The organism is Megasphaera sp. SW808 (genome assembly GCF_012027795.1).
Taxonomy (GTDB): Bacteria; Bacillota; Negativicutes; order Veillonellales; family Megasphaeraceae; genus Megasphaera; species Megasphaera stantonii.
The window spans coordinates 87920-102591 of the sequence record NZ_SJOT01000002.1; the positions used below are offsets into that span (position 1 = coordinate 87920).

General features: G+C 47.0%; 12 protein-coding genes. All 12 read right to left on the reverse strand.

Annotated elements, in window-relative coordinates; all coding sequences use genetic code 11:
- Nucleotides 1–13: 13 nt before the first annotated feature.
- Entirely contained in the window at nucleotides 14–1597 is a 1584-nt protein-coding gene (locus tag E0L13_RS01255) for a polysaccharide biosynthesis protein (protein WP_168059710.1), read from the reverse strand.
- Nucleotides 1590–4880 (reverse strand): transcription-repair coupling factor, encoded by a 3291-nt coding sequence (mfd, locus tag E0L13_RS01260; RefSeq protein ID WP_168059712.1) that lies wholly within the window; start codon nucleotides 4878–4880, stop codon nucleotides 1590–1592. The genes E0L13_RS01255 and mfd overlap by 8 nt, the downstream gene beginning before the upstream one ends.
- Nucleotides 4881–5018: 138 nt before the next feature.
- Nucleotides 5019–5759, reverse strand: coding sequence for a peptidoglycan recognition family protein (locus E0L13_RS01265; RefSeq protein ID WP_240924620.1), 741 nt, complete (start codon nucleotides 5757–5759; stop codon nucleotides 5019–5021).
- Nucleotides 5746–6666 carry a PHP domain-containing protein gene (locus E0L13_RS01270; RefSeq protein WP_168059716.1) on the reverse strand — a complete coding sequence of 307 codons (921 nt, stop codon included), beginning with the start codon at nucleotides 6664–6666 and terminating at the stop codon, nucleotides 5746–5748. The genes E0L13_RS01265 and E0L13_RS01270 overlap by 14 nt, the downstream gene beginning before the upstream one ends.
- Nucleotides 6667–6757: 91 nt before the next feature.
- Complete coding sequence (locus tag E0L13_RS01275) at nucleotides 6758–7114, reverse strand: molecular chaperone Hsp90 (protein WP_168059718.1); 357 nt, start codon at nucleotides 7112–7114, stop codon at nucleotides 6758–6760.
- A gap of 230 nt (nucleotides 7115–7344) precedes the next feature.
- Entirely contained in the window at nucleotides 7345–7803 is a 459-nt protein-coding gene (locus tag E0L13_RS01280; RefSeq protein ID WP_168059720.1) for a low molecular weight protein-tyrosine-phosphatase, read from the reverse strand.
- Nucleotides 7804–7923: 120 nt separating this feature from the next.
- On the reverse strand, nucleotides 7924–10302 hold the full coding sequence (locus tag E0L13_RS01285) for an AAA family ATPase (protein ID WP_168059722.1): 2379 nt from the start codon (nucleotides 10300–10302) through the stop codon (nucleotides 7924–7926).
- Nucleotides 10299–10748: a hypothetical protein gene (locus E0L13_RS01290; RefSeq protein ID WP_168059724.1), complete on the reverse strand. Its 450-nt coding sequence runs from the start codon at nucleotides 10746–10748 to the stop codon at nucleotides 10299–10301. The genes E0L13_RS01285 and E0L13_RS01290 overlap by 4 nt, the downstream gene beginning before the upstream one ends.
- A gap of 185 nt (nucleotides 10749–10933) precedes the next feature.
- A complete protein-coding gene (locus E0L13_RS01295; RefSeq protein WP_168059726.1) occupies nucleotides 10934–12484 on the reverse strand; it encodes a hypothetical protein in 1551 nt (516 codons plus the stop codon).
- A 26-nt stretch (nucleotides 12485–12510) separates the two neighbouring features.
- On the reverse strand, nucleotides 12511–13581 hold the full coding sequence (locus E0L13_RS01300; protein WP_168059728.1) for a PDDEXK nuclease domain-containing protein: 1071 nt from the start codon (nucleotides 13579–13581) through the stop codon (nucleotides 12511–12513).
- A gap of 52 nt (nucleotides 13582–13633) precedes the next feature.
- Nucleotides 13634–13765, reverse strand: coding sequence for a hypothetical protein (locus E0L13_RS11940; RefSeq protein ID WP_277344261.1), 132 nt, complete (start codon nucleotides 13763–13765; stop codon nucleotides 13634–13636).
- 240 nt (nucleotides 13766–14005) lie between these two features.
- On the reverse strand, nucleotides 14006–14662 hold the full coding sequence (locus E0L13_RS01305; protein ID WP_168059730.1) for a TatD family nuclease-associated radical SAM protein: 657 nt from the start codon (nucleotides 14660–14662) through the stop codon (nucleotides 14006–14008).
- Nucleotides 14663–14672: the final 10 nt, after the last annotated feature.

Consider the following 14672-nt stretch of genomic DNA (forward strand, 5'->3'; position numbering starts at 1 on the left):
GGCATCTTCCAATCTATTTTTCCAGCCGGCTAAGCAGTGACGACACCTTCGCGCCTATGACGGGCACGCGGCGCAGAGCGTCGGCGGCGACGGCGCGGAATAAAAACAAACAGAGGATATATATGGCTCCGGCCGCGCTGATCGCGGCGAGCGTCGCCCCTGTATTGCCCAAAAACAGCAATAAGCCGTGATACGCAAACCAGGCCGTCCCCGCCATGGCCGCAGCCGACAGGAACAAGCGAGCCACATACCCCCACTGCACGTGGTAAGCGATGAGCCGATGGGCAAAATACAAATTTAAAATCGTCGCTACGGCTAAGTCAATATTCGTAGCCCAGGCTGCACCGACTTCTCCCAGCCAGGGAATAGCCGTCAAATGCCAGCTGAATAAGATTTTAAATACTGCGGCAACGGCCATGTTAAGCAAGGGAATGGCCGTATGCCCCATGCCCTGGAGCAAGCCGCTCGTAATCTGCTGCACGCCGATAAAAAAGACGGATATGGACAGCACGCAGATAGCCGGACCGGCTTCAGGCGTCGCGTAAAGCATCTGCGAAATCGGCACGGCCAATACGGCCAGGCCGCAGCAGCTCGGCACCGTGATGACATTGGCAATGCGCATGGCCGTATGGGCCCGCTGCAGAACCAAATCGGTCTGCCCCTTTGAATAAGCTGCCGAAACGGCCGGCACCAGGCTCGTCGCCAGGGAAATCGTCAATATCGTCGGCAGCTGGACGAGGCCGTTGGCCATACCGGTAAGATAGCCAAACAGCGTCGTCGCCTCGTGTATCGTATATCCGGCTGCCTCCAGCCGCTGCGGCACGATAAACAAGTCGATGCTTGCTACAGCCGGCAGGAGCATATTCGCCGCTGCGACGGGAACGGCCAGGACGGCCAGACGCCGGATAACCGAAACGGCCCGGCAGGGCGCAAACTGCCCCTCGTCAGCCGGCAAGGGCGCGCGGCTGTGACGGTAATACAAGAAGGCTATGACAGCCAGACCGGCTGCCGCTCCCGGTACGGCGCCGAAGGTTGCGCCAGCCGCCGCGATTTCCAGTCCGTAGGGAAACAACAGCCAGGCCAGGGCGAGCATCGTGCACACGCGGACAAACTGATCAACCATCTGCGACACTGCCGTCGGCGTCATGAGCTGCAGCCCCTGGAAGTAGCCGCGGAAGCAGCACGTTACGATGGAAATTGTCAGAGCAGGAGCGAGCACCAGCAGGGGCAGGTACGCCCGGTCGTCACGGACCAGGCCGTAGGCAATCAGGGCCTTCGCCCCTAAAGCCATGGCGATGCCGCAGCCCAGGGCCGCCAGGGTCATGACAGCCAGGGTAATATGAAAAATACGCTTGGCGCCGCTGTAATTCCCCTTGGCCGTTTGTTCGGCTACCATGATGGAGACGGCGATTGGTATGCCCGCGCCGGCAATGCTGAGAAATAAAATATACAAGGGATAGGCCATCTGGTACAAGCCGATGCCTTCGCCTTCCAGCAGCCGGGACAACAGAATGCGGTTCGCGCCGCCGAGTATCTTTACGACGATACCAGCAACGGTCAGAACCATAGCGCCTTGCAAAAAAGAAGTTTTACTCAAGGGGATTCCCCTTTCTCAGCTTCGAAAACGTAGTCAGCAGCTCGGCGAGCAGCGTCAGAATATCCGGCGTATTAGCCAGGGATACACGCAGCATCAGCGGATTGCCCGGCACGGGCCGAATGCGGCGGCGCAGGGATATATCCAGCTGATTCGCTTTGGGAAGCAGGTTGGGATACTGCCATTTTAGTTCCAGCACGTCCCGCTTCTGCGAAATCAGGATGATGTGCTGATCCTGGGCCTGCAAGCGCAGCTTCGTCGCCTGCAGCAGCGTCTGCACAGGCTTCGTCGGCTTGCCGTATCTGTCTTCCAGCTCCGCTGCCAGGGCGTTGAGTTCCTCTTCAGTCCGCAGCAGGGCCATGCGCTGATACATTTCAATTTTCTGGCCGCCGTTGCTGATATACTCGTCGTCAATAAACGCGTCGACATGGATTTCCATGACCGTATCCTGCCGTTCCGGCTCGGCGGGCTTGCCGGACTGGGCCTTGGCAATGGCCTCTTCCAGCATATGGCAGTACATGGCGAACCCGACGCTGGCAATGTTGCCATGCTGTTCCCGGCCCAGCAGGTTGCCGGCACCGCGTATTTCCAAATCCCGCATGGCAATCTTAAAGCCTGATCCCAACTCTGTAAATTCTTTAATAGCCTGCAGCCGTTTTTCCGCAACTTCCGACAGCACCTTATCGCGGCGATACAGGAAGTAGGCGTAAGCCATGCGATGGCTCCGGCCGACGCGGCCGCGCATCTGGTACAGCTGGGACAAGCCGAAATGGTCGGCATCGTATACGATAATCGTATTGGCATTGGCTACGTCCAGCCCGTTTTCTACCAGACTGGAGCATAGGAGCACGTCATACGTTCCTTCGTAAAAATCAAACATGATCTGCTCCAGCAGCGTCCCCGCCATCTGGCCGTGGGCGATGCCGATGGTGATATCCGGCAGCAGGGCCTGCAGCTCGTCCTTCATCGTCTCGATGGATTCGACGCGGTTGTAGACGAAAAATACTTGTCCGCCCCGCCGTTTTTCACGCATAACCGCATCGCGGACAATGCGGGCGTTGTACTCCGTCACATAGGTCTGCACCGGCAGGCGGTCCGTCGGCGGCGTCTCGATGATGCACATTTCCCGCAGGTTAACCAGGGACATGTGCAGCGTCCGGGGAATCGGCGTTGCGCTTAAGGTCAGCACGTCGATATTAGCGGCCCAGGCCTTCCATTTTTCCTTTTGAGCCACGCCGAAACGCTGCTCTTCGTCGACGACGAGCAGGCCTAAGTCTTTAAATTTTACCTTTTTATTCAGCAGGCTGTGCGTGCCGATGAGGACATCGACGTCGCCGCTGAGCGTACGGGCCAATATGTCCTTCTTTTCTTTATATGAGCGGAAGCGGTTCAGCACGTCGCAGGCTACGCCGAAGGGGCCGAATCGTTCGCTGAAGGTCTGAAAATGCTGCTGGGCTAATACGGTCGTCGGCACGAGGACGGCGACCTGCTTGCCGCCCATGACAGCCTTAAAAATGGCCCGCATAGCTACTTCCGTCTTGCCGAAGCCTACGTCGCCGCAGACGAGGCAATCCATGGGAAAGGGCTTTTCCATGCTCTTTTTAATCGTCTGGACAGCCCGCAGCTGATCGTCTGTTTCTTCATAGGGAAAGGCGTCTTCAAATTCCTTTTGGTAGGACGTATCAGCCGGGAAAGCGTATCCCGGAACGATTTCCCGCTTGGCGTACAAGGCGACGAGCTTTTCCGCCAAATCAGTAATCGATTTCTGAGCCTTTTTCCGCACCTTCTGCCATTCGTTGCCGCCCATTCGGTGCAGCTTCGGCGTCGTTCCTTCGTTTCCGATGTAGCGCTGCAGCAGTTTCAGCTGATCCGTCGGCACGTACAGGATATCCTGACCGGCATAATGGATTTCCAAGTAGTCCTTATGCACGCCGTCCAGCTCGATGGTCTTAATGCCTTCGTACCGGCCGATGCCGTGGGACTCGTGGACGACATAGTCGCCGGGCTTCAGATCTGTAAATACGTTGATTTCCTGTCCCTTGGCCGCATGATGGCGGAGGCGGCGCTTCTGCATACCATATACGTCCCGTTCGGCCAAAACGACGAGCTTGGCGTAGGGAAGCTCGAAGCCGCTGCGGATTTCGCCGTCTGCCGTATACACAGCGCCTTTCTGCATAGGCCTGCCGTCGTCATATAGCTGCGGCTCTACGTCCTGCTGGCGGAGCCAGGCTGTCAGAGACGCCGTCCGCTCACGGCTCCCCAATACGAAGATGACGGTATTGCCGTTTTTCTGCCAGTGGCTCAATTCGTCTTTCAGCAGAGTAAACTGCTTTTGGAAGCTGGCCATCATCTTAGCGGCGAAGCTCGACGAAGAATCGGCCGGCATATCCGGCACGGACTGGGCCATGAGGGACAGCATGATTTGACTAGCAACCCGTTCTGCTGTCACGGCCTTCTGCCAAGGACAGAGGCGGCCTTTATAATCGTCGGACTCCTTCAAAAGCTTTTTCAGGCTTTCCCGTATCCGGTTGGGCTCGTCCCAGATAATGATGCCGTCGCCGATGTAATCGAGGACCGTACAAGCCCGTTCGTCCTGCTCTTCTTCCAGGGAAATCGGCAGCAGGCGGACCTGCCGTACCGCTTCCTTCGATTTTTGGCTGTTGACGTCGAAAAAGCGCAGGCTGTCTATGTCGTCGCCGAAAAACTCGACGCGCAGCGGGTCCTGCTGATTGACTGCATATATATCAATAATGTCGCCGCGGACGGAAAAATGGCCGCGCCGCTCAACGAGATCGACTCGTTCGTATCCGCCTTCTACAAGACGCTGCAGGAACATATCCCGTTCGTACTCCGCGCCGGCTTTTATATCGACAGCGCCGTCGTCAATGCGCTGCGGCGGCAATACATATTGAAAAGCCTCCTCCGCTGTCGCCAATATGACGCCGGGCCGGCCTTCACGCAGAAAACCGAGAACGCGCATCTGCTGCGCCGACCGTTCGATGCTTTTCGCCGTCGTCGTAAAGACAGCTTTGTCGACGAAAGGAAAATCCAAAACCGGCATATTAGGCAGCCAGAACTGCAAATCGGTCTGCCAGGCCGCAGCCTGCTCTTTTCCCGGCACGACGATCAGCGCCGGCCCCTTTATTTCAGCCAGCGCATTCCCTGCGAAGGCGCTTTTTGCCGAGCCTCCCAGTCCGTAAATGCTGTGCCGCCCGGGCAGCTGAAACTGCTCCGCTGCCTTTTTAATATTTTCATCGTCATTCATCCATTGAAATACTTGATTCATTGCTTGACCTCATAGAAAATGGGGCTTTAGACAGTACGCTAAAGCCCTATTTAGTAATGTTTTACGTTGTCTTACTATATGCACGGTTTGTATTATATCATATTTTCCGTCTAAACGCATAGGCATGACTTGCCGGGATTACCGGTCTTTCTTGAGAATCTTCCATATATCGACGTCTTCCAGCTCTTTTTCCGCTGTCCGTACCTTGACGTCGCGACGTATCTGCGGCAGCAGACGGTATAAGTTGCCACCGGGGCAATCCGTCGCGTTCACGTCGCGATGGCCTTCAATCGTCGTAACGCCTGCCTCGATATTGTATATATGGCACAGCCAGACCAAGAGCCGCTCCAGCGAGGAAAGCTGCTTAGCCGTCGGCTGTTCGATGTCAAAATTACCCGTCACGTTGACGCCGACCGTATCGTAATTATGGCCCTGAGCATGAGCTCCTACAGTAGCCAATGGACGGCCCCGTTCAATTGTACCGTCCTTTCGGATGACGTAATGATAGCCGATGCCGGCCCAGCCCTTCGCCAAATGGGCCTTGTGAATGGCCTCTGCCGACGTGTCGCCGGACGGCATGCCTACATGATGAATGACGATCCCCTTCGTATCAGGCCGTACCAGAAGCGGTTCGGCAAAGGAAAACTTCGTTTCGACAACGGGAACGTCTTCAGCCGGGCTTCTGTCAGCAGCCGGATCATACCGGCGTAATCCCTCCTTTCCGCGATCAGAGGGAAGCTTTCCTTTGCTTGGAACAGCTTGTACTGTCTTTGTCTGTACAACAACTGCATCTGCCGCCTTCGCCTCGGCAGCAGTTAGAACTCCCAGCCAGCAGATACAGCAAACCAGCGCACATATATAGGTTTTAACTTGTCTCATAGGCATATACGTCCCCGCCTCGTTCCTGAATGATGCGGCACAGCGTGTCGAACGCAGCCTGCGGCGCAGGATGACCGTATTGCCCCAAACGAATATGCGGCTTAGCCCGTCCGTGATAATCGCTGCCAATCGTAGCCAGCAAACCGTTCTCTTCAGCGATAGCTGCATAAAAAGCCGCCGTATCGCCGTCGTGATAGCTGCAGTACGCTTCGATGCCGTCTATGCCTTGAGCAATTAAGTCTTCCGTTATGTCCCGATTTTGCTTCATGTTCGCTCCCGGATGAGCTAAGACGGCAGCGCCGCCGTGTTCCTGTATGATGCGGACGGCTTGGGAGAACGGCATGAGAACCATGGGAACAAAAGCCGGTCCTCCCTGGCCGCAGAAATCCCAGCCAAAATTGACGTACGGCGCATTGCTGCGAGCACCGCCGGGCCGGTAAGGTGCCAGCAGGGGATTTCCGTCGTTACGAGGGTCTTCTAAAGCCGTTTTAGCAATATTGACCGAAGCGACGACGCCGCTGGAAGCCATATCCCAGATAGCCTGCCGATCCAGATATATCCCTAACCCTTCGACAGCATCGAGAACCTTTTCGGAAATAGCCAGCCGCTGGGCGTGCAGGTCCTGTTCCAATTCGTCAAAGACCGGCGCCTGATAACGAATTCCATATCCCAGCAGGTGGAAATTCCTGCCCTTATGCTGACAACTGATTTCGATTCCCGGAATAAAAGGCAGCTGCAAGGCTGCCGCTGCGGCCTTTGCCTCATCCAGAGCGCCTACGGCATCGTGATCCGTAACGGCTGCCGCCTGCAAACCGGCATCGGCACACTGACGCATCAAATCAGCCGGCTCAAATTCCCCATCCATGCTGTATTTCGTATGCATATGCAGATCAAGCCATGTTTCCACTATATACCATCCTTCCAATCTCATATATCAATTTATATCTGAATACTAAAATGACACCGTAGATAGGTGTCATTTAGAAAACTATATTGAATTATAACAGGCTGTCTTTCTTTTCCAAAATTGCAGTAGCCGCCGAACAGGCCGGACAATCACAGTATACGGCTCCCTGAGCCTTGATATCCTTGGCATGGGCTGCAATGGCTTTGGCCGTCTCTTCACCAAAGACCTCAACGCCGCCGGCTGATTCGGCAAACTGAATCAGCATGTCGATAGGCATGATATCCCCTTCCAGCTCGGCAATATACTTCTTCGTTTCTTCAGCTTCCCGATTCGTCCCGACGGCATCGAGCCAAGCCTGGGCCGCAGCTTTCGCTTCCTGACTGCATGACGGGGCGGCCATAAGCGCATGCGTCTGTTCAACTACAAAATCCAATATTTGCTTATCCATATACTGCACCTCTTTCCATGACGGAATATCCTTACATATACATATTATATCACATCATAAAAGAGACAAAAGACAATTTACGCTTTTTATACAGAAAACAAAGGCACAACCCGCAGCTATGAATCGCTATAATCCATAATGCAGCTAGAGTGCCCAGAGGAACTAATTACGAGTACTGGGATACCTCCTGTGACGCCAGCTAGTACGGCCATAGCTAATCATGCCGCGCCCTATTTCTTCTGCAAGATGTACTCCAATAATGCCCGGCAGCCCATATCGACATCTTCATAGGTCTTGTCGAAATTCCCCGTATACCACGGGTCGGCTACTTCTCGGTCAATCCCGGCAAAAGACAAGAGAGAATATACCTTGCCGTCGTCGTCCGGCCCGCAAATGCGGCGAATTTCATAATCGTTTTCCCGGTCAAAGCCGATAATATAATCGTACGCCTCGTAATCGGCCTTGGTAATCTGCACGGCCTTGCGTTTCGTAAAAGGAATCCCCTGCTCGCGCAGTTTCTCCTTCGTTCCCCAATGAGTATCGTTGCCAATCTCTTCCCGGCTCGTCGCCGCCGAAGTAATATAAAACAAATCAGCAATCCCCCGCTGCCGCACCAATTCCTTCATGACAAACTCCGCCATGGTAGATCTGCAAATATTGCCGTGGCAGATGAATAGTATTTTTATCATATCTCTTATATCCTTTCCTCTTTTGCGCTGTTTTTTAGCGCATCAGAGATACCCGGAGGGTGCTTAATAAACCTTCAAAAGATGATTCTCCACAGAAAATCCGCTTCTTAAGCTCTCCTCTTACATGAAATCCGCTTCTAGGAGCTCACAAAATCCAATTCCACGTCCACTCAACTTATACTTTAGCAATTTACTAATACGGTCATCACAGGTGATGAAAAATAACTGTTCCATAGTTGCTTTTGATGACATTTGATACTTAAGCAAATCCATGAACGCAAGCATATTAACATCATCCATACATGCTGTCAGGTCATCAATAAAATATACTTTCATCTTTTCACGGTCATTTCTTGCATTAATACCCGCAAAAAAATGAGCCAACATAAAGACACTGATCTGACCATTACTTAAAACATTAACGATACTCTTACCTTTATCATCAATTAACGAGATTCCCTCATTCTTCTGAACAATATTAATTCCGTTACTAGAATTAAATCTTATCAGTTTATTATAGAATTTTCCAAGAGTCGGACCTACCTTTTCGTACTCGTCTTTCGAAAGTTTCTCCACAATTTCCCTGATATCTCTTGCTCTCCAAGATGCAATATCTTTCAATTTCTGAAGTTCTTCTATCTCCTCATCAAGGCTCTGATTCTTCTTATTATCCTCCTCCAGTTTTTGATTCAAGTCATGTAAAGTGTGATTTGCAAGAATACTATCGATGGCATTGAGCTTTGATACAAACAAATCATAAGAGAAATTCGAAATCTCATACGATGTGGTAATGAGATTTTTCACTTTTTCATATGTCTGTTGTACTGTTTCATTTTCAAACTTATACCCTAAAACTGTTAGAATTTTCTGATAAATATCTCTCACATTCTGCTCTTCGGCTTCCTCTAAAAGCATCCCCTCTCCAGCATCCAATAATTCTCCTACCTTTTCTGCATTCAATCCTTCTATATCGATTTCTTGTCTTGATTTCTGCAATATCTTAACCGCATTAAAATATGGCTGTATCTCATCCTTTAGAGCTTTCAGATCATTAATCTCCACCTCTAACCTTTCCTTTTCTTTCTCCACGACAGTTTTTGTGTAATTAATGATTTTCCGATAAAGAGTTTCAATCTCTGTCTGTAACGACGTTTTCTGTACTTCTTTTACCTTTACAGATTCCCCATTTTGCTTAATATACTCATCGGCTTCTTTAAGAATCAAAGCCTCTTCCATGGTAGAAAATGACTTCGAACCACAAACGGGACATCGGGCAAGACCATTCTCTTTTAAAACAGCATCTCTATGTTCAATCACCACTTGTTTATTCGCCGAAAGAAAAGATAACAACTTAAGCATCTTATTATTCTTGGAAAGCAGCTCAATCTCGGCAGAGAGCTTTTTTAGTTTTTCCTCTTCCTCTTCAATTACCTTCTTATCCATATCAAAATCAGACTTCATAAAGCCATCAATTTCGAAGGCAATCATTGCTTCTCCGGCCTGAAAAATTGTATCTTTTGCAAAAGACAATCCCTTCAATTTACTAAGTTTGGTCTCAAGACTTATAATTGCATCCGTATTCTTCGAAAATCCAGCTTTCACCGCACGTTGAATATGCTCTTCTTTCGTCTCCCAGTAAGAGGCAATTTTTTTAATAACAACCTGCTGGGCCTTTAAATTCTCATTTTCTACAAGTTTATAAAGTTCTTCTCTCACCACCTGATAACCACAATTACACACTTCTGCTTTCTGTGCACTTAGCTCCTCTTTATTAAGACCAAGTATATCTGTCTTTTCATCCGGATAAAAAATGGTCGAAGGATATGAAACCTGCTTTGCATCCTCACGAACTTTCGATAACTGATTCTTGTGGTTTTCAATCACCGTCTGCGGTACTTTCTGTTTTTTCTTATCCTCAATATATCGATCAACATCCTCAGCAAAAAGCTCCAGATTCTCCGCAACCATCTTACGATCTTCATAGTTTGTGATAAACTCACTAAAGAAGTCCTTTAGGTCCTTTCTCTTTTTACTTTGAACATTAAATGACTTCTGAACATCACAAAAATGGAAATTATAGAAACTATCTCCTACATATTCCCGAACAAATGATTTCGCCATTTCTTCATTTCCATCTATCGTAGCCTTAGATGACCTTGGATCTAGTTCATCCTTTGTCTGTTCTCTGCAAAGAATTATCTCTTTATCTCCATCAACTAACCAGAGAACTACCTTGACCTTCGTTTTCGCTCCAGCATAACGATTCTTTAGAATACCATCCGTATTCATCTTGCGTTCAACATCATTGGTACTTCTAGCATCAAAAGCAGTTTTTAATCTTCCAATATTGCCAGTCAGACACCACTCAATCGCATCGACAGTTGTCGTCTTACCAATTCCATTTGCAGCTGAAAGAAGCACAACCGGCTTAGCATCAAAATCAATGGTTTTATCGCTAAATCCTCTAAAATTTATCATTCTTATCTTGCGAACTATCATCTTTTCAGCCACTCCTTAATCTGTTCGTAATCCTGCACTTCAAAAGACTTATCCAGTACACCGTCTCTTTCTTTTCTGTTCACTCTTTTCCGTTTCTTTTCCATTAGTGCTAATAGTCCCTCATCTTCAGGAAGTAACTGACTCAATCGTTTCATTTGCTCCGTATCCGGCGCAAATGCATCTGTCGGAATCATATGAAATGGTAATTCGACCACCTCATCATCATCAATTACAATTTGATTCTTATCTGTCATATCGCCCTTAATGAGAACCTTCCTTGATATTAGTAAATTACCCTCCCGGCTCTTATCCAGAATCTCCTTGGAATAAACTATCAACTGCACAACATTATACTTTAGTTTATGAATCATTTCTGCTTTACCATTAATAATCATAAACACACGAATCCGATCATCCCAGCGATCGCATAAGGTATTGATTTCCATCAAGTCTCCATCCAGAAGAAAAAACAAATCATCTCTCTGCTCGCTGATAAAAATACATAACAACTCTTACGGCTTCTGATCCAAATCAAAGAGATCCTCCAGATTAATTCCATATTCAGAAGCTATATTCCCAACAAGGATATCCTTATAACCGCTCTTCTTAAACTCTTCTTGCAAAATCATAGCTACATTTCCTCTTTAACACATTTCTCTGAAAAGATGCAGCCACCGCAAACGTCAGGTACGCTCCATTCATCCTCATCAATTCCAATACACTCCATACACTCAATATAAAAACTATCCTCACCAAGATCCGCAACCGTAGGATTTTCATTTACGTTTGCCGTACTATAATTATAATAATTTTTACCTTTGGTAATTTTACTATTCTCAAAAAACCATTTTTCTGGCTTCGGTGAAATATTCACCATCCGTTCCACAATCTTTCGTTTTATACCTTTAAACTTTCCGCCCGCCGGAGGTAAAATTACACTATGACTTACATATTTATCTTCTGGAAAATTCAGACAAACATAGTCAGTAACCGAGGAATCTATGTAATAACACGGATCAAACATTTCTAAGTAAACCGAAATCTCCGTCTCATCATTCACCTTCTCCTGACAAATGTCTAACATAATCTTCCACAGATAGTCCAGAAAAACAAGAAAGACTGTTTTACATTCCGTCATATAGCTGAATCTGTCATCTACAATCGCACCTCTGTAAGCAGCAATCTTACTAGCATCGTCCGTACTAAATGTATTCAACAACTGATACTGACCATCTACAGTTTGAGCAATTTTATTTATCCATTGTAAAGTATTCCGGTATATCCGATTCAACATGTGTGTCTGTAAGTCAGAAAGGTCATTATTATTTATAATCTCACCATATTCTTCGCAAACAACACCCACCAGATAATTTGCAATAGTCTTTTCTATCTTCGTTCTGACGGAATCTGACATATACTGATCAAACTCCTTTTTATCCACTCGCAGATGTTCAAAATTCGAATCAACCAATTCATAACGACGTTGTATATATGAAATCGCAAGACCAAGCAAAATTAACTGCCAGTGCTCCTCATTTCCACCACTATCAGTATTCGGATAATTTCGGGCTAATGCCTTCATCAATTCTACTTTGTACTCATTAATATCCAATTGGTGGGAAATATCATATTCGGCCATAAACTCGTTCAACGAATCCTCCGAAGCCATGGCCGCAAACAGGTTTTGCTTTTGTACGTCTTTCTTATTCGTTGTGTAAATATTCGTCTTAAGCCAGGTAACTGGATCTACAATATTTGAATAATCCATCGACTTGCGCAATGTATTTCCAAGTCCAATATATGCTTTCATCTCATCAAACGTTGGTTTCTTAACCTTTGGCTTTCTATGTATATAAAGTCTCGGAACTGCTTTTAAAGTAGACTGAAGCATCTGAAGGCGTAGATACTGATAATAAAGATCTGTGGAAATTTCCTTTATATTAGGATTTGTCTTCGGATAATATTTTACCTGAATAAACTCAAATGTACCATCCTCGAAAAATACGTCCACATCCTCTAGATATTCTGAACACACATACTTTACTTGCTTCTGAAGAAGACACATAATTGTAATATAATCCTGAAATAGAAATCCTCTAATTTTACTCGTTGCATCTCTATCCTTATCACCATCATACATGACTGATAATTTATTAAATTCTTCTTTCGTATATAGACTCACGAATCATTTCCCCTCTTTATTTGCATCTACATATCCTTTTTCAATTCGTCTACATATAGATCCGGATGCTGCATAGAAAATATTTCTTTCTGCCTCTCAATCTCTGCTTTCAACTGCTCTTTCGTGGGCAAATAAGTCAGATATTTTGACATGAACAACCGATCATTATCATGAAGTACCGAATATCTGGCAATATCCTCATCTGTTTCTGAACACAGCAGAATCCCAATGGTAGGGTTATCTCCCTGCCCTCGCTTTAAATCATCATACATACGCACATACATATCAATCTGTCCCACGTCTTGATGAGTAATTTTGCCCATCTTCAAATCGATTAGGACATAACACTTAAGTTCAATATTATAAAAAACGAGATCAAGATAGTAATCCGAGGTTTCCGTTACAATGTGCTGTTGACGAGCCACAAAGGCAAATCCTCTCCCCAGTTCCATCAAAAAATCTCTAATATGTGAAAGAATGGAGGACTCTAAATCTCCCTCTAAATAGGTATCTTCATTTTTAAAACCGAGGAATTCCGCAATCACTGGACTTTTAATCAATTCAAATTGATTTTTCTGAAATTCGGCAGTTTTCTGTTTCATTTCTTCAATTACAGCCTCTTTTTTCGGCGTCTGAAGAAGTCTGTAATAATATTGTGTACTAATATTACGGTCTAACGTTCTTGAGCTCCAACTCTCGTCAACCGCCTCTTTCATATACCAATAGCGTGCATTTTCATCTGTAACACGAAGAAGACTCCTAATATGCGTCCAGTTAAGATTGTGAACGCATGCGTTCACAATCTGCTCATCGGGAAAGCATTGATAAAATTTGATGTAATAATGCAAGTTTCTTTTGGAATAATTTTTACCAAACTCCTTTGTCAAATCCTCTGCCAAGGCAGAAATCAAACCTCTACCGTACTCTGCACGTTCACTGCCACCCAGTTCCTGTTCTACAATCCGTTTGCCTATATTCCAATAGGTAAGCAGCATTGCCTTACTGGAAGCACTATAAGCAGCCTCTTGTCCAGAGGAAATAATGCTTTTAATTTCTGTAATAACTGACTGGTATGGAGTCAAATGTTTTTCCATCATGTCACCTCGATTCCCCATAATAATTATATTTTAACTTGCTTTTCCTGTCGTATCAAGACTCTTTCAAAAATGGTGTAGTAGTGGTGTAGTAAGCGCCCTTTTGCTCCATAGAACCATTGATTTTACTGGCTTTTTCAGGACTTTTAGGGATACTGCCGTGGCAGACAAAAAGCACCTTTATCATCAATTCTCTCCTCCTGAAGTCAGCACATTATACTTGATTAAAAATATTGAACCGTCACAGTAAACTGCTGCACGTATTGAGAATAGCATATCATATTTCTGATTGTCAAACGATTGTCATTGCTATCTGTGTTAAATATATTTTTCTACAAAATAATAATTTCCATACAAAAATACTGCCCGGCCGAAACCGAACAGTATATTGATTCTTAGGTATATAAATTATACAACCGGCACGTTCTTACGAGTCTTCGTAGACACGCACGCGCAGCGTCAGGCCTCGTTCCTGGCATATGGTCCGGCACTTGGCGATTTCTTCACTGTCTTCGACGTGATCAACGACGGTTAGGACCACGTTCGGCACGTATTGCTTGCATCGCTGGGCAAACTGCAGCATGGCGTCATAGGACTGTATGCCGAAGCGGCTGCGTGTCAATTCCAAATAGCGTTCCTTATTGGAAGCGTTCAGGCTGATAGAAATGGTATCGAGGAGACCCTTAAAATCCGGCGCCGTATCACGGCCATAGGACAGGTCGGACAGGCCGTTCGTATTCAGCCGCGTCAGCACATCAGGATGGGTCTGCTTTACATAAGCCAGCAACTTCTTTAAATCTTCCAGCCGTTCTGTCGGTTCGCCGAATCCGCAGAATACGACTTCGCCCACGTAGTCCCACGGCGCAGCGTCGAGCAAGGCCTTTACTTCGGCAGCAGTCGGTTCTTTTTTAAGCCACAGCGTCGTTTCTTCGGCCATCTTCTTCATGCTGCGCAGACAAAAGGTGCACGAGCAAGTGCAGCGGTTGGTCAGATTCACGTATATGGCGCGTTTTCCTTCAGGCTGGCGTTTTAAGCTTTCTTCGAGAGTGATATATTCTCCCTTGTCATAGGCATACACTATCATGAGTATTTCC